The organism is Sharpea azabuensis DSM 18934, from assembly GCF_000702165.1.
Lineage (GTDB): Bacteria > Bacillota_I > Bacilli_A > Erysipelotrichales > Coprobacillaceae > Sharpea > Sharpea azabuensis.
The window spans coordinates 1-21,619 of record NZ_JNKU01000038.1 but is presented as its reverse complement, the minus strand read 5'-3'; the positions used below and the strand labels follow the sequence as shown (position 1 = coordinate 21,619).

Sequence of the window (21,619 nt, the reverse complement as noted above, 5' to 3'; positions counted from 1 at the left end):
TAGAACATAAAATAAAAAAGACCATAACATAAATGTTATAGTCTTCAACGCTATTTAAGCAAGCTAGGCATATATTTCTTGAGGGCATTATAGATACCTTCATGATTATTATCCTGTGTGACATAGTCAGCAGCATTCTTGACTTCATTAGTCGCATTACCCATGGCAACACCTGTTTTTGCAAACTTAATAATCGATAAATCATTTTCTGCATCACCAAAGGCAATACAATCATTGGCTGTATAGCCAAGTTTCTTTAAAGCGACATCAAGAGCTTTAGCTTTATCAATGCCTTTTTCTGTAAATTCAAAATAGAATGGTGCGGTAAACATGCAGTTGAGCTGATCCTTGAATGGTGCAGCCATTTCCTTGGCATGTTTTTCTAAGTAGGCAGGATCACCGGCAGTTAAGATCTTATTTGTGCCCCAGTTCAAGAAAGCAGCTAAATCATTGACTTCACAAACCATCATCTTACAGAGTCTTGACTCATATTCTACTTTTGGTGCATAGGCATTTTCTACATACAAGTAAGCATCTTTATAAAGCATTGGTGTGACATCAAACTTACGTAAGTGTTTCAAGACTTCTCGTCCTTTATTAATATCTACTGGTGTATTATAGAGGATATCTGTTGTTGTGCAGTCAACAACCTGACTACCATTAAAACAACATAATAAGCCATGATGTTCACTCATTTTGAGTTCTTCGGCAATATACCATAACCCACTAGCAGGACGACCGCTTGCCAATACGACAACATTGCCTCTCTCCTGGGCTTTAATTAAGAATTCTTTTGTTTTGGGCTGAATTTTCTTTTCATCATCAAAAAGTGTTCCGTCTATATCTAATACAATGACTTTTGGTTCATTCATTTCTTATCACCTCGGAGTCAATCTTATCATTGAATGACGCCCTTATCAATCGCGAATATGCGCGATCCCCCGAATAATTTTCCTAAGCGCCCAGCTTAAAGCACCAATGCCTACAATTACAATAATAATCATACCAGCAGTACTTTTAAAAATCTTACCTTCTTTAAAAAGAAGATATCCAAGTATTACTAAGACAATAATGACAAGGATTCCCCTGATCATTTCCGCCATCATTTGTCCCCATTCATCAAGCTGTCCTTTTTCCAATGACGAACGTGGATCAAAGACATGGAGTGTTTCATTCAGTACACCATATTTCCATACATCTTTCCAACTATGTTTCATTTCATCACCCTATTTCATACATTTGATTGATGAGACAAGTATAGCACTACCCACAACAGATAGCACAGCAAAGATAAATAGGGTTATATGAACGCTTGTCACTTCAATCAATAATCCACCTGCAACACTCGCAATCACGCCAGCTATTGTCGCTGACATTGTAAAGAGGGCTTGTCCAGTTGTCGCATCTTTCTTGTCAAAGAAAGAATCAATATAGAAGACGCTAGCAGGAATGAAAAGTGCGAAGGCAAAAATCTGAAGCATCTGAGCGATGAAGAAGATGCTCATATTAGGGGCAAAGAGAGTTAAAAGATGTTTGATGGAATACATGATGCCGGCAAAGATCATAACATAGGAGATATTGAGTTTGTCTTTATATTTTTGAAACAGGACCATCCCTGGCAGTTCAAGAAAAGCTGCGATGAATGTTGCAATCCCCATTGAAACACTATTTCCACCAATATTCCTCACAATATAGATCATATAGGTATTAATAAGCTGATGGTCAATATAAATCAGTATATAGCCAACAAGCATCAAAAAGAAAAGCTTATAATGTTGAAGAAAACTAAAGAAGCTTGTCTTTACTGTGTCTTGATGATAGCCAACATGATCATTCCGAAAGCCACGAAGTATGGGCAAAAGGCCTAAGCTACTGATCGTTATGACAAATGGTAAATAGATTGGTGATATTCTTGAAACAATATAGCCTAGAATTAGTGACATAAGGGCATAAGCGACCGAACCAATGCCACGACTCAAGCCAAAATTCAGCACTACACCCTTTTCTTCAAAGACAAAAGTCAACGCATTGATAAAAGGCATCATCGTAATCGCCATGGCTGAAAGAAGGGCAAAGATGATTGCGACAAGATAAGGCAGCTGACCAATCACAAACATCACAACTGATAAAACCCCACAAAGCATAGCCATCCCCAATAATATAGAAGCAAGTGGTGTATGATGTTGATCAATATATCTAGCTATCATGGGTTGGGCTAAGGTTGCAAGGATGTTTGCGCTAGCAATGACAATGCCAATAAAGCCAGTCCTGAGTCCTACTTTACCTAAATAGAGTGCACCATAGGACATAAGGACGCAAAGAATAATATAATAGATGCCCTGGATCAAGGCATATTTTGTATTCAGTATTCTACAATTCATAATTCTTCCTCAAAAAAACCGCCTGGAATACTCCAGGCAGTTTGTCTCTATTTCGAACGTTCAATCTTGCTGTCGCAATACTTACAACGATAAATACGCTTTGTACGGTTGGCAAGATAGAAGATCTGATCAAGATTCTTTTCTACTGATGTAATACATCTTGGATTCTTACATTTTTCGACATTGACAATTGTTTCAGGCAACTGCATCTGTTTCTTTTCAACAATTTTTCCATCCTTAATAATACATACAGTTATATTAGGATCAAGATAGCCAAGAACATCCAAATCTACATCAAAATCATTATCAATCTTCAAGATATCTTTTCTACCCATCTTCGTCGAACGAACATTCTTCAATATCGCAATCGAACAATTCAGCTTATCAAGCTCCAGAGCTTCATAAACTTCCATGACTTTTCCTGCTGTAATATGATCTAAGACAATACCATTTTTTACATCATCTATTTTCATAATCTTTCCACCTCATGATCCAATCCTAAAAGACTTAATATTAATGCCATTCTGATAAAGCGTCCATTAGCCGCCTGTCTGAAATAGGCAGCACGTGGATCATCATCCACATCAACGGTAATTTCATTGACACGTGGTAATGGATGAAGAATGGATAAATCTTTTTTCGCATTTTCAAGTTTCTTCAAATCAAGAATATAAGTATCACGTAGTCTCAAATAATCCTGTTCATTAAAGAAGCGTTCTTTCTGGACACGTGTCATATAGAGAACATCAAGTTCACCCATGACATCATCAAGGGAAGTGACTTCTTTGTAATCAATATGAGCTGGATCAAGATAGTCTTCTTTCAAATATTCTGGGAGCTTGAGTTCTTCTGGTGAAATAAAGATCATACGGATATTTTCATAACGGGCCATCGCCTTGAGTAAGGAATGGACTGTTCGCCCAAACTTCAGATCCCCACAGAATCCAATCGTCATATTATCAAGACGTCCTTTTTCACGATGAATCGTCAATAAGTCAGTGAGCGTCTGAGTTGGATGGTTGTGGCCACCATCACCAGCATTGATCAATGGGACATGACAGTGCTTGCTGCCAACAAGAGGTGCACCTTCTTTAGGATGACGCATGGCAATAATATCGCAATAATTCGATACAATATGTACAGTATCCATAACAGACTCGCCCTTCGATGCACTAGATGAGCTTGCTTCCGAAAAGCCGAGCACACTTCCGCCTAATGAAAGCATCGCACTTTCAAAAGATAAACGTGTACGGGTACTTGGTTCAAAGAATAATGTACCGAGAATCTTATGCTTGCAGACATCCTGATATCTTGTACGATCTTTCATGATGTCATCAGCTAACGCAATAAGTCCATCAATCTCTTCTACGGTAAGATCAATTGGGTCAATAATAGTCTTTTTCATATTTGCCTCCTACTGCATATTTTCTAATAGATTAAGTATTGCTTCTTTATGATAGTGTTGATCATGAATATAGAGATCATCATAGAGTGTTGTATAGTGTTCTAAGACTTCACTGGCTTGTTTTTCCCCTTCATAAATGGAATAGCTATCTTTCTCCCCCTCACTATCATCATCGTGATAGGCAGCACTGATTTCAGCACTACGCTTTTGACCATAGAGTATGAGGCCATAGAGTGTTTTATTGTATTGAGAAATGTTGTCTTGTTGAAGATAGGTGATGCATTGTTCTCTTATTTCTTCAATCGTTACATCATCTTCATCATCAAGAGTAGAAGATGTGGATATATCTTTTAAAGCATTTTTGATTTCTTTCATTTGTTGCGTTGTCTCTTTGCCCAGTCTCATCTTGTCATCAAAGAGATTGAATGAGGAATATGTCAGTGAAGATATCCACTCATTGATAGTCGAAATAAGAGCGAGCTTGCTTTCATTATATTGATCAAGATAGGCATGCCCATAGAGAAAGCTTATCTTCCCTGTTAAGACATAGAGTCTTTCGAGGTCCTTTTGGCTTAATGTCTGCCTTAATTCTGCACTTTCCAACAAGCGTACAAATTCATCTTTTACCAAGATGGCTTCATCGAGATAATCCATCTACCAGCCCCCCTTTATAAATGCATCTCATTAATTACTTTCACTATACCATCCTGATCAGGGTCATCAAAGAAATAATCACCAAGTGCTTTTAATTTCTCTGGCGCCTTTAAACTGACAACACCAATAGCACATTCCTGAATCATTTGATAATCATTCATGCTGTCACCAAAACCAACTGTATCCTTCATATCAGCATGATAGTAGTTGATAATGCGTTTAATACCATCAGCCTTGGTACAGTTCTTTAAAATAATCTCACCATTAATAAAATCATTATTTTCACTTGAGAATGTCACAATATTGAAATGATCTGACAAATACTGAACAATATCGAGGAACTGATAGCGATCTGTCGCAATAAAGGCAACCTTTGTGACGCCAATCTTAGCGGGATCAAATTCAGAGAGAGGAACACGGTTTTCTTTTTCACGCTTGAGTTCAAAGAAACGCTGTAATTCTACATTGTCCCCAAATTCACGATGATGCATATTGTCAAAGAATTCATTGACGCCTGGTGATTGATAGATGGCTTTCTCTGTTTCTAAGGCAAAGAGCACTTTGTGATTCACAAAAAGCGTAATGACTTCTGTTAGAATGTCACTATCCATATAATTCTTAAAGATAAATTCATTGCCCACTTTCACAAAGCCCCCAGCTGAAGCTATAAAGCCATCAGCAGGTACTCGTTCAAGATTGCCGGAAACAATGGATGTTGGTGCACGTCCGGTACAAATAAAGATATGATGCCCTTTGTCCTTGAGTGCATTTAATTTTGTAATTGTGTTTTCGGTAATATGGCGGCTTTTCCCTAAAAGCGTACCGTCCACATCAAAAAATAAGTATTTCATACAAACCTCCACAAAAAAAGGATATCCAAATGAATATCCTAAAAAATATGAAAAGAAGATCTATCCGCATGATACAGTTTTCTTAAACGTAAAGTATTCATAGCTCATCCTCTTTTTCTTTCATGACAAGTATAGCACGACTCTATGGACTACTCAAGAATCTCTTCAATGAGTTGTGGTGTAGCTACTTCATGATCCACAATATGATAAGCCGAAAGAATCTCTGCTTTAAGTTCTTCACTTAATCCTGTATTGGTATGAACATCAAGAAGTGGTTCACCTGCTTCAACATGATCACCAACCTTCTTCTTCAGCACCAACCCAACAGCATGATCAATTTGATCATCCATTGTTGCTCTGCCGCCACCAAGTTTCATTGAAACAAGACCAAGATTGAGGGCTTCTAAGTCTTCAATATAACCCGTCTTTAAACTTTCAACAGTAATGACTTCTTTGGTCTCTGGGAACTTTTCTGGATGCATAATATAGGATGGATCACCGCCCTGTGCTTCCACCATTTTGGCAAGAGTCGCTAGCGCACTGCCATCCTTGATAACGGCTTCAAGCTTCTGATGAGCTTCTTCTCTTGTATCCGCCATCTTTGTCATCAACAACATCGTTTCCCCTGCTTCAAAACAAAGTTCAGTGAAGTCACGAGGGCCTTCGCCTTTAAGTGTTGCGATGGCTTCTTTGACTTCTAAGCTGTTGCCGATTGCATTACCAAGAGGCTGATTCATATTGGAGATGGTAGCACGCGTGTCACGGCCAAGATGATCACCAATCGCAATCATTGTCTTTGCGAGCTTTCTAGCATCTTCCACATTCTTCATGAAGGCCCCATCACCATATTTCACATCCAACAAGATGGCATCAGCCCCAGCTGCCAGCTTCTTGCTCATAATACTTGAGGCAATAAGGGGAATGGAATCAACCGTTCCAGTGACATCACGAAGGGCATACATCTTGGCATCAGCTGGATCAAGCTGCTTTGTCTGGCCAATAATCGCCAGTTTTATCTCATTCACCTGTTTAATGAAATCTTCCTCACTCAAATAAACAGATAAGCCCGGTATGGATTCAAGTTTATCAAGTGTACCACCTGTATGACCTAAGCCACGGCCACTCATTTTAGCCACCGGCGCCCCACACGCTGCAACCATTGGTCCAACAGCGAGTGAAGTCTTATCGCCAACGCCACCTGTTGAATGTTTATCAACCTTAATTCCTTGAATACCACTTAAATCCATCGTGTCACCACTATGCATCATTTCACTTGTCAAGATGGCTGTTTCCTTTTCTGACATACCCTGAAAGTAAGTGGCCATCATGAAAGCTGACATTTGGTAATCAGGTATCTGATTTGCGACATAGCCTTGAATAATATCATGAATCTCTTCTTCACTTAATTCTTGCTCATGCTTCTTCTTTTCAATTAAATCCACCATTCTCATAAAACTTAAACCTCATCAAATACAGTACCTTCTTCAAAGATACTCTTTCCATTCAAATAATCTTTCACACGCATACGGCGTTTACCTGGTACCTGAAGTTCCGTAATTAAATAAACACCATCTTCAACCTTAACCCCGATTGCATCCTTGAAGATCTTAATAATTGTCCCATTCTTTTCATGACCATGATGCTTCATCGCATTTTCACACTGATGAATACGACCCTTCCAGATCTTCACATTCTGTCCTTTATAAACCGTATAGTTTCCTGGCCATGGATCCATGCCACGAACACGGTTATAAATTGCCTGGACACTCTGATTCCAGTTTAAATGTTCATCTTCGCGTTTAAACTGATGACAATAAGTCACCTTCGCTTCATCCTGTTTGAAACGTGGGTTTTTGCCTTCAAGAATTGAAGGGAGTGTACGACGCAATAATCTTGCTCCAATCACTGTCAGCTCATCAAAGAGTTCACCAACCGTTTCATCATCACGAATAGCTGTCATTTCCTGGGAAATGATATCACCTGCATCCATGTCATGCGCCATATACATGATTGTTACACCGGTTTGTTTCTCGCCATTAATAATCGCATAATGGACAGGTGCAGCCCCACGATATTTAGGCAATAGGGATGCATGGACATTGATGGCCCCTAAGCGTGGTGTTTCGAGTAAGATGTCTGGGACAATCTGGCCATAAGCTGCACTGATAATAAGATCAGGCTCTAGTGCTAGAACATCTTCATAATCCTTGCGAATGCGTTCAGGTTGAATGACAGGAATATCGTGGGCAATTGCCACTTCCTTACATTCACTCATTGTCAAGACCTTCTTACGTCCGACTTCACGATCTGGCTGAGTGACTACCCCAACGACATTATAATGCTCATTTAAAAGCATTTCTAAGACAGCCTTTGAGAAATCAGCTGTACCCATAAAAACAATTCTTTCATTCATCTTTATAAGCCTCCTAAAAGTTAAAAAGATACAACATCAGGCTGTATCTTTTCCTTCATGCAAAAACATTGTATCATAGCGTTTTCAAAAACGCATTATTTTATCACAATCTCATTAATGTTTTTCAAAATAATAGAAGTTGTGCCATCAGGATTATGAACCTGTTCAATATTTAAGCCAGCAACATAATCATCAACAGGCATCTGTACTTCAATGTCATTATCTGTAACAAGCTTACAAGTTTCCATTGTTTTGCCTGTTGGGGCAATACTGATTACGGAACGTTCATCAATGCCTAAATCCTTCAACATCAAGCCTGATTCTTCTGAAGCCTGATAGTCTTTTTCAAGTATTTTCTGAACGATTTCATAAGGCTTAACAGCTTCATTATTCATGACTTTTTCGTTGATTTCCTGTTTTATAAGAGGAAGAGCTCCGGTATCCTTAGAGACATGATATTGGCTATCCATCTTATTGACAACCTTCTTCATCGTATTGAATTTCTGGCGGTCTGTAAGATTTTCTTCCCCTTTAATCCACTGGGCATTGAGATATGTTGCCATCTTGCCATCAATCAAATACTTCTTTTCAAGAATCCAGAGTTTCTTGTTGTCGACATCCATTACAATGGCTTCATCCACCTTGCCAGCAGCTGTTGGTAAAAGCTGTTGTTGGACAATACGGACATTATCGTCATCAAAGACGCAGACAGGAACATATTTATAGTCCACTTTAAGTGTGGCTATAAAATGCACTCCATCCCTATAGCAATCCACATAAATAATATTCGCATTAGGCATGGCTTCAATTTTTGAACCTAAGGCAAAGAAATGTTCACTGATTTCTTTAGCCTGTGTTTTAAAGTTTTCATCATTTTCAGCCATCTGCTCCCCTCTCAACAAAAGCTCATGTAAGCTTGGAACAGTAAGTTCTTTAAGCTGATTGCTGTTGAGGGCTTTTTCGACACGTTTACGATAATAATCACGTGTTGTATCATTCAGAGCTGCAAACTCTTGTGAGGTATGTAGCTTCTTATGTTCCTGATCAATAAAGTGTACTAAGATTTTATTAATAATAAGTGTGTTGATATTTCCCATGTTTTTCCTTTCCTTACCACGCAATAATATTCTTGCGCTTAGCGACATCATCCAGACTATTATTCAATTCATCAAGACTGATGGTCTTTGTTTTTGTATTGTTACTGTTAGCTATTGTAGCAGTTTGTTTATCAAGTACAAGAGGAATACGCACACTGCTCACTCGCGCATTTACAACAACTACTTGTGACTTCTTTGTTTGTTGGTCAGTTTGTCTGACAATATCGCCCACAACGACAAGTTCATAAGCAACTGCATTTGCGTTCTGCTTGCCAACCTTGTCTTGTTTGCTTGGGCCTTTAAGCTGCATAATTTTTTCTAGCGTTAGAGGTTCATCGATTTTAAAGCCACTCATATCTTCTTTTTGATTAAGGGTGATTGTTTGTTTTTGATAAGCAATCTTTGACTTCTCAGCATTCACAACCCCCAAGTTCTTTGCTTTAAGCTCTGCATCATTGACAAGTACTTCATATTGATAGCTGCTTGCCGTAACCAATACTTCATGCCTAGAAACATACTTATAACCAACAATAATAAAAAGAGCAATCGCAATTAAAAAAAATGTAATAAAAGCCTTACGTGACAATTGTTTCATAGACATACCTCCTTGTTTCTATTCTATCACTTTCCCTCTCCCACTCGCAATAAACTACATTTCATTCCAATATTATGTTAAAATAGGGGCATAAGGACGTGATCATTATGGATAAACATAAAGATTTTATTGAACAGAATAAAATCATATTCTATATCATATTTGCGATACTTTTTTCCTATGTCATTTACAATCTCCCTGATGTATTAGATGTCGCAGGAAAATTCATTGGCCTTTTTAAGCCGCTCTTTATCGCGATTGTCATTGCCTTTATTGCCAATATTCCTATGCACCATTTTGAAAACTGGCTTACCAAGTTACAAGCAAAGATTGGCAAGACCAACTTTTCTAAAGGCACATTAAGAGCTCTAGCCATTACTATTACATTCTTGTTGGCATTATTGATTGTGATTATCTTTTCAAGTATTGTTGTACCACGTATTGCCGAAAGCATTTATCTTATCATGAACAATCTTGATTCCTATATCACAAGACTGACCAACTTCATCAATAAGTGGGCAATCAAGTTCCATACAAACTACCGTATTTCCCGCTCAGAAGTCAGCAATCTCTTTACTTCAGCAAATATTAGCGGGGTTCTATCAACACTATTAGGCTGGTTCTCTGATGACAGCAGCAACGTCTCTTCAGTTGTTAATTCAGTAGGCTCTACTTTTATTACAGCAATCACAGCCTTCTTTATGTCCCTCTACCTCCTTTCCAACAAAGAACGTCATATTGATCAGTTAAGAAAGCTTGTTCTCTTCGTTCTTGGTAAGGATAAAAGTATAAGGCTCTTTGAAATCAGTCGCGAAGCGAACCATTACTTTAATAGCTTTATTTCTGGGCAGGTCCTAGAAGCAGCTATCTTCATGTTAGAAACCTATGTGGTGATGAGAATCTTCGCCTTCCCGTTCCCTGAACTTATTGCCAGTGCTGCCTTTATCTTTGCCTTTATTCCAATGTTTGGTGGGTTCTTCACCTTTGTGATTGGGATTGTCTTAACCGCAGCTGCTAAAAGCTCTTCCACAATTCTCTTCGCAATTATCTTTATCTGCTTACAGCAGTTTGAAGGCAACTTTGTCTATCCAAAGATTGTTGGTAGAAGTGTTGGTATTAGTGGTTTGTTTGTCTTGTTGGGATTGACAGTCTTTGGTGGACTCTTTGGCTTTATAGGTGTTCTTCTTGCCGTTCCATTAACAGCACTCATCTATGCCCTAGTTGCCCGCTTTATCAATATCAGGCTCTATCGTCGTAATCTTGAAGTCAAAGACAACAAAGTCTATGAACTTGACAAAAATGATCATAAGAAAGTTCTTTATTAGCGCTCATTAAGAGTGCTTTTTTATTTAAAGTAACCAACAGGATGAATAATATTATCTCTTAAGGGATCAAAGCTTGTTAATTCTTGATTAGCCATTAAACTCATCCGTTTAATCTTATCAAAGCCATACTTTTCTCTAATCGCATCCATTACTATATCAAGCTTCTTCTCCTTTTCTCGTTGTTTTTCATCAATAAGAAAGCTGAGCTGTTCCACACCATTATCAATAGAAAGATGGGACACATGGACATCAATCGAACGATAGGCATAATGAAAATCAACATGCTCATCCACTAATTCCATCACGACCTTCATAATTTCTGAAGCAATATTGGTCGCTTTTTCAATCTTTTTTTGTCTTGTATAATACTTTAAGTCAGTATTACGAATAGCGATTGAAATCACATCACCCTTAAGTCCCTGCTGTTTTAAACGGGTAGCGACAGATTCCACAAGAACAGTAAAAACCATTTTCATATCTTCCCGATTCTTCATATCCATAATCGCTGTAATGCCATTACCAACTGATTTAGGTTGTTGTTCATGACTGACTGTGAGAACTTCTGAAGCATCATAGCCATTCGCAAAATACCATAATACCTCGCCCATCTTACCTAAAAAAGAACGTAAATAGGCAGGCTCTTTTTTGGCAAGATCACCAATGGTACTCATCCCCCTTGCCTTAAGCTTAGGGGCAGTGCGATAGCCAACATAGAATAAATCTTCAATAGGTAATGGCCACAACACGTCTTGATAATTATCCTGGGTAATGATACTAAAGCCCATTTTCTTCTTGAGATCAGAACCCATTTTCGCAAAGATCTTATTATAAGAAACGCCCATTGATACTTCTAGTCCCAGCTCTTCACGTACGCGCTTCTGAATCTTTCTTGCAACAAAAATCCCATCACCAAATACCTGTGAAGAATGCGTTAAGTCAATCCAAGCCTCATCCAAGCCAAAGCTTTCAACACGGTCCGTATATTCCCGATAAATATTCTTAACTTCACTTGTATAATACAAATAGTCATCATAATGGGGATGGATAATAACTAATTGTGGGCATGCCTTCTTCGCTTCACGTAATGTTGAAGCTGTTTTGACCCCAAACGCCTTCGCCAAATCATTTTTTGCCAGAATGATGCCATGGCGCATTTCCTCATGACCACCTACGGCCATAGGAACCTGGCGCAGCTCAGGATGTAACATTTCTTCGATCTGGGCATAACAATGATTGATATCACTATGTACAATAACCCTCTCCATTTCTCCCACCTCAAGCAATATTATATCTTTCTTGTTTCATTTTTCAATATAATATGAAACTATGATAATTTCATATTTTATTGTTTTATAAATATTAATAATATGATAAAATAATTGTAATGAGGTGATATATATGACACTTAAAGAATTAATTCAGCAATACAAAAGACAAACCCAGCAAAATAATACACAAATTGCCGAAAAATTAGGCGTCACTAAAGCAACTGTATCAAGATGGCTCTCAGGTGATGTAAAACATGTTCAGACGGAAACAATGGAAAGAATGAAAGAAGTCTTTGGATATGATGTCAAAGCTGTACTTGAAGGAAAAGTCATTGAATTTAAGAAACCTATTCTTGGTTATGTCAAAGCAGGATATGATATGTTTGCGGATGAAAACTATCAGGGAATGGAAAGTGTCACGGAAGATGAAAATCGTTTAGGTGATTACTTCTTAAAAGTACAGGGCGATTCAATGATTGGTGCAGGAATTATGGATGGCTCCTTAGCCTATATTCAAGCTTGCACTGATGTTCCTAATGGCACAATCGGGGTTGTCGTTATTGGTGATGAAGTCACAATTAAACGTGTTATTAAGAAACATGACATGTTGGTGCTTGAAGCAGCTAATCCAGCAGTTGAAAACCGTTATTTCACAAACAAAGATATTAGAAACATTCCAGTTAATATCATTGGTAAAGTTGTTTTTGTTAAAACAACATTCTAGGTCAAGGCGATTCCCATCGCCTTTTTTCATGTCATTAAAAAAACAGGTGAATACCTGGTTAATGATAATCATGATGATAACCTTTATGATGATTACCTTCAGTAGATGAATTAGTGTTTGTATAAGTCATTCCTAATGCATTTGAAACGGATTCCTTAATACCATTGGATGAGAATGTTGCCCCACTGACTGCATCCACATTCAATGACTGATTAGAGATAATACTATTGATGACACTGGACTTGGCACGATTAAAGAACTGATCATCATCCTGGTAGGATGTAATGGTGATTGAAGTGACTTTTCCATTCTTGACAACAACACTTGAAGAAATTGTACCTCTAAAGCCTTGACCATTTCCTGTATATGTCCCATCTTTGAGATTTGAGAAGTCTAGCAATGCATCATTTGATGAAGTATCATTGTCTTGTGTTTGATTGTCATCACTTGATTGTGTTTGATCATCAGGTGTTGTTGCATTAGAAGATGATGTTTCATTTAAGGCATTCTTGATAGCTTCAATAAGTCCCTGACTTGAATATGTTGCTCCTGATACAGTATCGACATCAGTGGATTGACTACTTAAGACGGCATTAATGATTGATGTCTTCGCTCTAGAGAAATACTGTTCGTCATCTTGATAACTAGTAACTGTGATGGAACTGATTTTCTTGTTGGAGACAACGACTTTAACGCTTGTCATACCTCTAAATCCTTGTCCACTACCTGTATATGTCCCGTCTTTTAAGTTAGCGGATGCAGCTTGACTTGTGATGGTTGAAGAAGTTGGAAGTGTTGCAGGCAAGATCGTGCCAGCGTAATAAAGCGATGCAATGGCAGCAGTAGATGCTGCAGTTACAATATGTTTATCTGGCTTGAGTGAGATATTGTCTCTTGGACAGACATTGATACAACGCTGACATGCAATACATTCTCCTGAGGTAATGACATCTTTACAAAGATCAATCTGCATTGGACATGTCATACTGCAAAACTTACATGAACGGCATTTTTCTGTTGGTTTATATTTCTTAAAGAAGTGCATTGGACTAAGAAGGGCATAGATGGCTCCCATTGGACAAAGATAACGGCAGAAGACTCTTTCATAGAATAGTGAACTGATAATCACAAGGATTAAAACGAAGCCGCCCCATGTCATAAAGGAAGATAAATCTTTCCATGAAGACAAGCTGAGATAGTTGGCAAATACTTCCCAAGGTCCTTTGCCATAATCGATATGAAATACCCATAAAACAATCAATCCTCCAAGTACAACATATTTCATATATTTCAAGATATGATCAATGGACTTGGGAATACGTTTCTTGAACTTAATTGTATACTTTCCAATTGTAGAAAAGACATCCTGCATAAGTCCAAAGGAACAAAAATAGCCACAGAAATAACGGCCGAAGATGATTGTGGGAATAATTGTCACCGCTAGTAATAAGAGATCACCTAATAACTGGCTGGCATTAAGCTGCATATTGACAAGCATCATGATGATGCTTTGAATGGCATTTAAACTGCTCGCAAATAACCCAGGTATCAATATAAAAGCAATAACTTGAATGATTCTTCTTATAATGAGAGTCGTTGATATTTTCTCTTTCATCTTGCATAAAATTCCTTTCTTAATGATTCCGATAGATAATAACGTCCATCATTCATAATGACACAAACATCCTCATCTCTTGGTATAACTCCTTTATTGAAATAGACTGTTGTCAGTACATCACCTAATAATGCATTTGATGTTACAACTGTTAATGACATCATATCCGTCTCAATGGGATAGCCCGTCCTCAGATCAAAGAGATGACTATAACGCTTATTGTCGTGCATAAAGTAATGTTCATATGTTCCTGAAGTGACAACACAGGCTTCTGTCTCAATATAGCCCATAATCTCTCCCTGACTTTTAAAAGGGTTTTGAATGCCCACTTTCTTCTTTTTACCGATCACGGCAACTGACCCACCATATTGAATAATAGCTTCCGTTACACCCGCTTTGATTAATAATTCTTTTGTCAGATCCACACAATAGCCTTTGGCAATAGAGCCTAAATCAATGGCTTGTCCATGATGAGCTAAAGCAACTTGGTTATCTTCTTTTAAAAGGATATCTTGAGCATTGATTTTTAAGATTGCCCTATCAATATCTTGCTTTAAAGGCATTTCATTATTGTTGGTATTGATATGCCATAATCTTGTCAATGGACCAACAGTGATATCAAAGAAACCTTTGTATTGCACACTATAAGCCTTGGCTTCACGAATAATCATATAGGTGTCCTGGTCTACTGTGACATAGCTTTCCCCGGCTTGTTGGTTAATATGGCTAAGATCACTCTGGTCATCATAGAAATTACAATGTGATGAGATATATTCAATCCGTTCTTGGATATGCTTAAGAAGGGGTTCATAGTTCTTAGAGTTTTTGTCATATATTTTAATAGAATTGACTGTACCTAAGGCAAAAAAGATATGTTCAATCATAGAAATACTCCTTTCTTGTATCAGTATACTGAAAGGGTTTACGGGAAATTATGGGAAGAAAAAGGAAAATTGCGCAAAAAAATAGAGGTCAATGACCTCTATTAGAAACCTTTACCAGCTTCCGCCATGAAACGTTCAAAATCAGCATCAGTCCCTAAGACATAATGTGTTTCACTGACCTTGTGTGGTGTTCCTTCCTCATAGTTGAGACCGGATGTCTTATAGTCATAGGTATAAGATTTTCTTGTCTTTTCTACTCTTGGATTTGGATGAGGGATAGCTGAAAGTAAGGATTTTGTATATGGATGAAGAGGGTTGTTGAAGATTTCTTCAGAAGTGCCTGCTTCAACTAAGTGTCCTAAGTGTAAGACACCAATACGATTAGAAATATATTTGACCATCGATAAGTCATGGGCAATAAATAAGTAAGCAGCACCCGTCTCTTTCTGCATCTTCTTCATCAGATTGACAACCTGAGCCTGAATGGATACATCAAGTGCAGAGATAGCTTCATCAGCAATAACCAAATCCGGGTTCATAATTAACGCACGGGCAATACCGATACGCTGACGCTGGCCACCAGAGAACTGGTTTGGATAACGGTTGGCATGTTCTCTAGAAAGACCAACAGTTTCCAACATTTTATAGACTTTCTCATTTCTTTCTTCAATAGAATCATAGCTATGGTGAATATCAAGTCCCTGGGCAACGATATCCAAGACTTTCTTACGTGGATTAAGACAAGCCATTGGATCCTGGAAGATCATCGCCATCTTTGTACGTAATGTCTTGATGGCTTCATTGCTCATCTTGCCTGAGATATCCTGACCTTCAAAGATAATCTTGCCTGCTGTTGGTTCATAAAGACGAATAATAGCACGACCAGTTGTCGATTTCCCTGAACCAGATTCACCAACTAGTCCATAGGTTTCCCCTGGCATAATATCGAATGAAATACCATCCACAGCTTTAACCGTGAACTTACGGCTAATTGGGAAGTATTGTTTTAAGTCTTTGACTTCAAGAATAGGTTTTGTCTGATCGATCATTTCGCAACACCTTCCTTTACCATCTTTTGAATTCTATTACGTAATGACTCTGGCATTTCTACCTTAGGTGCACGAGGGTCCATCAGCCAAGAAGCAACTTTATGGCTTGATGAGCCAGGTACATCAAACATTGGTGGTTCGAGTCTTAAATCAATATTTAAGGCATAGGCATTACGTGGCGCAAAGGCATCACCCTGAACCTTCTTCGTAAGATTTGGTGGTGAACCAGGAATGGTATAAAGTTCATCATCATCCGTATCAAGATCAGGCATTGCTGATAATAGGCCCCAAGTATAAGGATGACGTGGATCATAGAAGATTTCATCAATCGTACCCTTTTCAATAATCTTACCGGCATACATAACATTGACATAATCAGCAACCTTCGCAACAACCCCTAAGTCATGGGTAATATAGATAACGGATAAGTCCTTCTTTTTCTGTAAGTCCCGAATGAGTTCAAGAATCTTTGCCTGGATAGTTACATCCAAGGCTGTTGTTGGTTCATCACAAATAAGCAAATAAGGATCACAAGAAAGCGCAATGGCGATAACGACACGCTGTCTCATCCCCCCAGATAACTGGTGAGGATAGTTCTTCATACGTGCTTCTGGATCAGTAATACCTACTTCGCTAAGCAGTTCAACAGCTTTCTTATAAGCTTCTTCCTTGCTGGTGCCATAATGATACATCATAGGTTCCATGACCTGTTTACCAATAGTCATTGTTGGATTAAGGGATGTTAATGGATCCTGGAAGACCATTGCAATCTTACGGCCACGTATTTCTGACTGTATCTCTTTTTCCGTCATTTTGACAATGTCTTTGGTATGCTTGCTGCCATCTGGATCAGTCCAGGTATAGTTGATTGTTCCTGAATCGATTGTGCCATTTTTGGCAAGAATACCCATGATGGCCTTCGTCGTTACAGATTTACCTGAACCCGATTCACCAACAATCGCAATAGTTTCCCCGCGATATAAGTCCAGATCAACACCACGAATAGCATTGACTTTGGCCCCTTCAGTACGGAAGGAAATGGACAGGTCTCTGATTTCTAGTACTTTTTCTCTTTCTGCCATTGTTTATCCCTCCTTCATTGTTGGATCTAGGGCATCTCTTAGACCATCACCAAACAAGTTAAATGACAACATCAAGATGGCCATGACGGCTGCTGGTATCAACATCGCATGTGGATAAACCTGGAAGAGTCTGAAACCATCATTAATGAGGGTACCAAGAGAAGCAAGAGGTTTTGTCAAACCTAAACCGATAAATGCCAAGTAAGCTTCATAGAAGATGGCATTTGGAATAGTCATCATTGACATAATGATCAGCTGACCAAAGATGTTAGGTAGGATTTCCTTAAATAAGATAAAGATATTACCAGCACCAAGTGTACGAGCCGCTAAGACATATTCTTCTTCCTTGACTTTAAGAACCTGGGCACGCGTAATACGTGACATTGGAATCCACTCTGTAAAGATCAAGGCAATAATGACAGTCTTTAGTGAAGGCTTCATGACTGTCAATAAGATAATCAATACTACAAGCGTAGGAATAGAGTTAATAATTTCCTGGATACGCTGCATGATGGCATCAACCATACCACCAAAATAGCCTGAGACAAGACCATAAGTCATGCCCACAACAATATCAATAATAACAGCAACAACCGCAATGATTAAGGAATAACGTGTACCCTGCCATGTACGTACCCATAAGTCACGACCAAGATAGTCCGTACCAAACCAATGTTCACCACTAGGAACACGGTTGGCAATACTTGTATTCATTTCAGCATAGTTCCATCTTGAAACCAATGGGACGATAATTGCCAATAAAGTAATAATGATAATAAGGATGACCCCAATAACAGCCCCTTTGTTTTCTTTAAAACGGCCCAGGATGTCCTGCCACATTGGACGTGAAGGAAGAACTTCATCAATATTGATATTTTGTTTATCACCAACGAGTTCAAAATCATCAGGTAAGAATTTTGTATTATCCATGCATTATTCCCCCTTTCCTAAACGAATACGTGGGTCAATCAAACCATAGGACACATCAATAATGAGCATCATAGCAATATACATAAAGGCATAAAGGAATGAACAAGCCATTATGATGTTATAGTCATTGGAATGAATAGAATCAATCAAAATCTGTCCTAATCCAGGAACATTACAGATTGATTCAACAACCATTGTCCCTGTCATCAAGTTGACAAGAATAGGACCAATAACAGTAATAACAGGAATCAAAGCATTACGTAAAGCATGTTTGAAAATCAATGTCTTCTTATCAAGACCTTTCGCTAGTGCTAATGTCATGTAGTCAGAGCCTAAGACAGAAATCATTTCTGTACGGGTAAAACGGGCAACATTCGCAATAACGGACATCGACAGAGCTACAATAGGAATAATCGAAGAAACAATTGGGTCATTTTCCAGATACATCGTTGGTAGCACCGGAAGCTTGACACCAAGAATAATGACAAGAAGTAAGGCAAAGACAAACGAAGGAATAGAAACACCTAGGACAGAAATAATCGTCGCAATCGTATCCCAGATGGTATTACGCTTTAATGCGGCAATAATTCCTAAAAGCATCCCTACAATGGTCCCTAAAGCCGTTGCAGCAATACCATAAATAAAGGATATTTTCGCTCTAGGCATAACAATATCAGCAACACCTTGGTCCTTATATAAAACATAAGACAAACCAAAGTCACCCTTTACCATATTCTTTAAATAGTTACCAAACTGTACAATAACAGGTTTATCAAGACCATATTTGGCTTTGACAACTTCCATCTGCTCAGGAGACATCTTTTCTGAGTTAAATGGTGTACCTGGTAATAATCTTGTCATTAAGAACAAGATTGAAAGTATCACGAATAAAGTAACGATCGAAATCAGTATTCTTTTTCCGATATACTTAAGCATGGACTTATCCATATAATCATCCTTTCTTTATATTGAATATGTGTATTCTAACATACTGTTGTAATAATACAAATTATAATATCAATATTTTTAAGAAACATAAATATTTCATATATTTATAAATAAAGAAACACATTATAGCGATGAGCTATAATGTGTTTGACTTACTACTTTAATGTGACAAATTTAAATGTGTAAGGTACACCTACAGCTTTATGTACTAAGCCAGATACGCTTGTAGCCTGAAGTGCAGAACCACCCTTTTCAAATAATGGGATATCTGCAAGATCATCCATACCAATTTTTTCAGCCTGTACCATTAAATCATAACGCTTGCTTGCGTCTGTTTCTGTCTGAATCTGTTTCATTAATGCATCATACTGCGCATTAGACCATTCACCATAGTTGTTGCTGTTGCCTGTGCTTAATAAGTTCAAGTAAGTTGTTGGGTCAGCATAGTCAGGTCCCCAACGTGTAACAGCTAACTGGAAGTTACCATTCTTCATACGGTTGTTGATACGGTCCTGTTTAGTTGTTGCAGACATTTCAACCTTAAGACCTTTTAATTTTGCTAAGTTACCCTGTACATATTCGGCAACAGAATCCATTGGAGATTCATCAGTACCATATAGTAACTGAACAGTGACTTCAGATTTACCTAATTCAGCTAAACCTGCATTCAATGCTTCCTGAGCAGCTTTTTCATCATATTTCGTAAATGAACCAGCGATACTACGGAAGTCTTTTCCATCAGGAGACTGTGATAATTGTGCAGGTACGAAACCTTTTGCTTCCTTAGAACCATCTTTTAAGACATCAGAACATAACTGTTTTCTGTTGACTGCAAGTGAGATTGCCTTACGGATATTCTTGTTAGCCATAACTGGATCTTTTGTATTTGGTTCAAGATAGAATAAGTAACCTTCATTGAATGACTTATAAGTATCTTTACCTTTATATTTATCAACCAAGTCAGAACTAATTGTTGCATAGTCAACACGACCTGAGTCAAAGTTTGCTGATGCTGACTGAGGTTTCATTGCTAAATCAAAGTGTAAATTCTTTAACTTAACATCCTTTGCATCATAGTATTTATCATTCTTAACGAAATCAGCACTCTTACCTTTTGTCCATTTCTTCATTACGAATGGACCATTAGATAATAGGTATTCTGGTTTTGTAGCATAGTCTTTACCAGCTTTTTCAGCGAATTTCTGGTTAATTGGGTAATAACATGGGAATGTCATTAAGTCCAAGAAGAATGGTACTGGTGCAGCCAATGTTACAACCAATGTCTTATCATCCTGAGCCTTAACACCAAGTGTATCCAGTTCAGCCTGAGTAGCAGTTGTACCTTTCTTAATCAAAGCATCCGCATTTAAGATATTGGCACCATCTGAACCATACATATAAGCATAGTTACCAGCATTCTTAATAATTCTCTGCCATGCATAAACGAAGTCGTTAGCAGTAACATCGTCACCATTACTCCACTTTGCATCTTTTCTTAATTTGAATGTGTAAGTCTTGCGGTCATCACTTACCTTATATGACTGGGCAACGGCATTAACAGTTTTACCATTTTTGTCCAATCCTTCAAGACCTTCTGTGATTGCGTGTAATGCGTTGAATGACATACCATCATCAACAACTGAACTATCCATACCCATGATATCCAGTTCTGACGCAAATCTAAATGTAGAAGTGTCGGTTTTCTTTCCAGCCCCGCCACAGCCAGCTAACATTGTTGCTGACAGTGCGACTGCCGCAACACGTCCAAGTTTTTTCATAAACTTCCCTCCATCTTATGAAAATATTATGGCTTTTCGTTTACCATACCAACACTATACCTTCTTACATATGTCTTGTCAATCATATTTCTATCTTTATTTTGCATTTTGTATAAATTGAATATATTCATTTTAGCTATTCTACAAATTTATATCTTTTTAAAAGATGATTGTATTACTGAATGTACAATTGTAAGGGCTTGTATTGCCTTATTTTACAACACATTTGATAATCTTTTATTACTTTGTATGTGATTTCTTATTTTCCAAAATCAAAACCACGTCTAAAAGGCGTGGTTTGAACTGCGGCTATAAGCCTATGATACCTGCTCGCGTCTAAAGGCGCTTGCTTTCACTTCGTTCAAGCTACCGCTCTTGACGCTCGCTATCCCTCAAAGGGATTCTTTTTTTCTTTTTTACTACTTTGTTTTATTGTCTTTTATTTTTCCTTTTTCGCTTCTTTTTCTCTTCGTTGCGTTTGAAAATGGATCGCCGTATTCCTTGACACTCAGCTTGTCCACCATCTGGTCATGCATCTCCTGCTCTCGGATATATTTCTCCACAGTTGCTGTATTCAGCCCTACTGTCGACACATAAAATCCTTCGGACCAGAAATGTCT

General features: G+C 38.1%; 21 protein-coding genes and 1 pseudogene. 2 read left to right on the top strand and 20 right to left on the bottom strand.

Features of this window, described 5'->3' with window-relative positions:
* Nucleotides 1–50: 50 nt before the first annotated feature.
* From T529_RS0108665 to T529_RS0108615, 11 genes are all read right to left on the bottom strand, one after another.
* Nucleotides 51–872 carry a Cof-type HAD-IIB family hydrolase gene (locus T529_RS0108665; RefSeq protein WP_033163216.1) on the bottom strand — a complete coding sequence of 274 codons (822 nt, stop codon included), beginning with the start codon at nucleotides 870–872 and terminating at the stop codon, nucleotides 51–53.
* A 45-nt stretch (nucleotides 873–917) separates the two neighbouring features.
* Nucleotides 918–1,217 carry a hypothetical protein gene (locus tag T529_RS0108660; protein ID WP_033163215.1) on the bottom strand — a complete coding sequence of 100 codons (300 nt, stop codon included), beginning with the start codon at nucleotides 1,215–1,217 and terminating at the stop codon, nucleotides 918–920.
* Between the two features lie 9 nt (nucleotides 1,218–1,226).
* Nucleotides 1,227–2,381, bottom strand: coding sequence for an MFS transporter (locus tag T529_RS0108655; protein WP_033163214.1), 1,155 nt, complete (start codon nucleotides 2,379–2,381; stop codon nucleotides 1,227–1,229).
* Nucleotides 2,382–2,428: 47 nt separating this feature from the next.
* Nucleotides 2,429–2,854, bottom strand: coding sequence for an aspartate carbamoyltransferase regulatory subunit (locus T529_RS0108650; protein WP_033163213.1), 426 nt, complete (start codon nucleotides 2,852–2,854; stop codon nucleotides 2,429–2,431).
* Nucleotides 2,851–3,786 carry an aspartate carbamoyltransferase gene (gene pyrB, locus T529_RS0108645; protein WP_033163212.1) on the bottom strand — a complete coding sequence of 312 codons (936 nt, stop codon included), beginning with the start codon at nucleotides 3,784–3,786 and terminating at the stop codon, nucleotides 2,851–2,853. Before pyrB ends, T529_RS0108650 begins: the two co-directional genes overlap by 4 nt.
* Before the next feature lie 9 nt (nucleotides 3,787–3,795).
* Nucleotides 3,796–4,440, bottom strand: coding sequence for a hypothetical protein (locus T529_RS0108640; RefSeq protein ID WP_033163211.1), 645 nt, complete (start codon nucleotides 4,438–4,440; stop codon nucleotides 3,796–3,798).
* 14 nt (nucleotides 4,441–4,454) lie between these two features.
* Nucleotides 4,455–5,291: a Cof-type HAD-IIB family hydrolase gene (locus tag T529_RS0108635; protein ID WP_033163210.1), complete on the bottom strand. Its 837-nt coding sequence runs from the start codon at nucleotides 5,289–5,291 to the stop codon at nucleotides 4,455–4,457.
* 149 nt (nucleotides 5,292–5,440) lie between these two features.
* Nucleotides 5,441–6,742 carry a pyrimidine-nucleoside phosphorylase gene (locus tag T529_RS0108630; protein WP_033163209.1) on the bottom strand — a complete coding sequence of 434 codons (1,302 nt, stop codon included), beginning with the start codon at nucleotides 6,740–6,742 and terminating at the stop codon, nucleotides 5,441–5,443.
* 5 nt (nucleotides 6,743–6,747) lie between these two features.
* The gene (fmt, locus tag T529_RS0108625; RefSeq protein ID WP_033163208.1) at nucleotides 6,748–7,704 is read right to left on the bottom strand and encodes a methionyl-tRNA formyltransferase; all 957 of its coding nucleotides are present in this window, start codon (nucleotides 7,702–7,704) and stop codon (nucleotides 6,748–6,750) included.
* Nucleotides 7,705–7,799: 95 nt separating this feature from the next.
* The gene (locus T529_RS0108620; protein WP_238560801.1) at nucleotides 7,800–8,801 is read right to left on the bottom strand and encodes a nucleoid-associated protein; all 1,002 of its coding nucleotides are present in this window, start codon (nucleotides 8,799–8,801) and stop codon (nucleotides 7,800–7,802) included.
* Between the two features lie 13 nt (nucleotides 8,802–8,814).
* A complete protein-coding gene (locus tag T529_RS0108615) occupies nucleotides 8,815–9,396 on the bottom strand; it encodes a hypothetical protein (protein ID WP_033163207.1) in 582 nt (193 codons plus the stop codon).
* 107 nt (nucleotides 9,397–9,503) lie between these two features.
* On the opposite strand from T529_RS0108615, the gene T529_RS0108610 reads away from it, so the two are divergent.
* Nucleotides 9,504–10,721, top strand: a complete 1,218-nt coding sequence (locus T529_RS0108610) for an AI-2E family transporter (protein ID WP_051646929.1) — start codon at nucleotides 9,504–9,506, stop codon at nucleotides 10,719–10,721.
* 20 nt (nucleotides 10,722–10,741) lie between these two features.
* On the opposite strand, the gene T529_RS0108605 is transcribed toward T529_RS0108610, so the two are convergent.
* Nucleotides 10,742–11,986 (bottom strand): Y-family DNA polymerase, encoded by a 1,245-nt coding sequence (locus T529_RS0108605; RefSeq protein ID WP_033163206.1) that lies wholly within the window; start codon nucleotides 11,984–11,986, stop codon nucleotides 10,742–10,744.
* 133 nt (nucleotides 11,987–12,119) lie between these two features.
* Between T529_RS0108605 and T529_RS0108600 the strand changes: the two genes are divergently transcribed.
* Nucleotides 12,120–12,713: a LexA family protein gene (locus T529_RS0108600; protein ID WP_033163205.1), complete on the top strand. Its 594-nt coding sequence runs from the start codon at nucleotides 12,120–12,122 to the stop codon at nucleotides 12,711–12,713.
* A gap of 58 nt (nucleotides 12,714–12,771) precedes the next feature.
* Here the strand turns inward: T529_RS0108600 and T529_RS12600 are convergent, their stop codons facing one another.
* From T529_RS12600 to T529_RS0108560, 8 genes and pseudogenes are all read right to left on the bottom strand, one after another.
* A complete protein-coding gene (locus T529_RS12600; protein ID WP_051646928.1) occupies nucleotides 12,772–14,328 on the bottom strand; it encodes an FMN-binding protein in 1,557 nt (518 codons plus the stop codon).
* Complete coding sequence (locus T529_RS0108590) at nucleotides 14,325–15,212, bottom strand: FAD:protein FMN transferase (RefSeq protein ID WP_051646927.1); 888 nt, start codon at nucleotides 15,210–15,212, stop codon at nucleotides 14,325–14,327. The genes T529_RS12600 and T529_RS0108590 overlap by 4 nt, the downstream gene beginning before the upstream one ends.
* Nucleotides 15,213–15,313: 101 nt before the next feature.
* The gene (locus T529_RS0108585; protein ID WP_033163204.1) at nucleotides 15,314–16,261 is read right to left on the bottom strand and encodes an ABC transporter ATP-binding protein; all 948 of its coding nucleotides are present in this window, start codon (nucleotides 16,259–16,261) and stop codon (nucleotides 15,314–15,316) included.
* A complete protein-coding gene (locus T529_RS0108580; RefSeq protein WP_033163203.1) occupies nucleotides 16,258–17,343 on the bottom strand; it encodes an ABC transporter ATP-binding protein in 1,086 nt (361 codons plus the stop codon). The genes T529_RS0108585 and T529_RS0108580 overlap by 4 nt, the downstream gene beginning before the upstream one ends.
* 3 nt (nucleotides 17,344–17,346) lie before the next feature.
* A complete protein-coding gene (locus T529_RS0108575; protein ID WP_033163202.1) occupies nucleotides 17,347–18,273 on the bottom strand; it encodes an ABC transporter permease in 927 nt (308 codons plus the stop codon).
* 3 nt (nucleotides 18,274–18,276) lie between these two features.
* The gene (locus T529_RS0108570) at nucleotides 18,277–19,221 is read right to left on the bottom strand and encodes an ABC transporter permease (protein ID WP_081823099.1); all 945 of its coding nucleotides are present in this window, start codon (nucleotides 19,219–19,221) and stop codon (nucleotides 18,277–18,279) included.
* Nucleotides 19,222–19,376: 155 nt separating this feature from the next.
* Complete coding sequence (locus T529_RS0108565) at nucleotides 19,377–20,999, bottom strand: peptide ABC transporter substrate-binding protein (RefSeq protein ID WP_033163201.1); 1,623 nt, start codon at nucleotides 20,997–20,999, stop codon at nucleotides 19,377–19,379.
* Between the two features lie 419 nt (nucleotides 21,000–21,418).
* Nucleotides 21,419–21,619 (bottom strand): annotated as a pseudogene (locus tag T529_RS0108560) (IS200/IS605 family transposase); the annotation flags it as partial.

Excerpts from the sequence above, each read along its gene's own strand:
- T529_RS0108665 (WP_033163216.1), bottom strand. The coding sequence starts at position 872 with ATGAATGAACCAAAAGTCATTGTATTAGATATAGACGGAACACTTTTT.
- T529_RS0108660 (WP_033163215.1), bottom strand. The coding sequence starts at position 1,217 with ATGAAACATAGTTGGAAAGATGTATGGAAATATGGTGTACTGAATGAA.
- T529_RS0108655 (WP_033163214.1), bottom strand. The coding sequence starts at position 2,381 with ATGAATTGTAGAATACTGAATACAAAATATGCCTTGATCCAGGGCATC.
- T529_RS0108650 (WP_033163213.1), bottom strand. The coding sequence starts at position 2,854 with ATGAAAATAGATGATGTAAAAAATGGTATTGTCTTAGATCATATTACA.
- pyrB (WP_033163212.1), bottom strand. The coding sequence starts at position 3,786 with ATGAAAAAGACTATTATTGACCCAATTGATCTTACCGTAGAAGAGATT.
- T529_RS0108640 (WP_033163211.1), bottom strand. The coding sequence starts at position 4,440 with ATGGATTATCTCGATGAAGCCATCTTGGTAAAAGATGAATTTGTACGC.
- T529_RS0108635 (WP_033163210.1), bottom strand. The coding sequence starts at position 5,291 with ATGAAATACTTATTTTTTGATGTGGACGGTACGCTTTTAGGGAAAAGC.
- T529_RS0108630 (WP_033163209.1), bottom strand. The coding sequence starts at position 6,742 with ATGAGAATGGTGGATTTAATTGAAAAGAAGAAGCATGAGCAAGAATTA.
- fmt (WP_033163208.1), bottom strand. The coding sequence starts at position 7,704 with ATGAATGAAAGAATTGTTTTTATGGGTACAGCTGATTTCTCAAAGGCT.
- T529_RS0108620 (WP_238560801.1), bottom strand. The coding sequence starts at position 8,801 with ATGGGAAATATCAACACACTTATTATTAATAAAATCTTAGTACACTTT.
- T529_RS0108615 (WP_033163207.1), bottom strand. The coding sequence starts at position 9,396 with ATGAAACAATTGTCACGTAAGGCTTTTATTACATTTTTTTTAATTGCG.
- T529_RS0108610 (WP_051646929.1), top strand. The coding sequence starts at position 9,504 with ATGGATAAACATAAAGATTTTATTGAACAGAATAAAATCATATTCTAT.
- T529_RS0108605 (WP_033163206.1), bottom strand. The coding sequence starts at position 11,986 with ATGGAGAGGGTTATTGTACATAGTGATATCAATCATTGTTATGCCCAG.
- T529_RS0108600 (WP_033163205.1), top strand. The coding sequence starts at position 12,120 with ATGACACTTAAAGAATTAATTCAGCAATACAAAAGACAAACCCAGCAA.
- T529_RS12600 (WP_051646928.1), bottom strand. The coding sequence starts at position 14,328 with ATGAAAGAGAAAATATCAACGACTCTCATTATAAGAAGAATCATTCAA.
- T529_RS0108590 (WP_051646927.1), bottom strand. The coding sequence starts at position 15,212 with ATGATTGAACATATCTTTTTTGCCTTAGGTACAGTCAATTCTATTAAA.
- T529_RS0108585 (WP_033163204.1), bottom strand. The coding sequence starts at position 16,261 with ATGATCGATCAGACAAAACCTATTCTTGAAGTCAAAGACTTAAAACAA.
- T529_RS0108580 (WP_033163203.1), bottom strand. The coding sequence starts at position 17,343 with ATGGCAGAAAGAGAAAAAGTACTAGAAATCAGAGACCTGTCCATTTCC.
- T529_RS0108575 (WP_033163202.1), bottom strand. The coding sequence starts at position 18,273 with ATGGATAATACAAAATTCTTACCTGATGATTTTGAACTCGTTGGTGAT.
- T529_RS0108570 (WP_081823099.1), bottom strand. The coding sequence starts at position 19,221 with ATGGATAAGTCCATGCTTAAGTATATCGGAAAAAGAATACTGATTTCG.
- T529_RS0108565 (WP_033163201.1), bottom strand. The coding sequence starts at position 20,999 with ATGAAAAAACTTGGACGTGTTGCGGCAGTCGCACTGTCAGCAACAATG.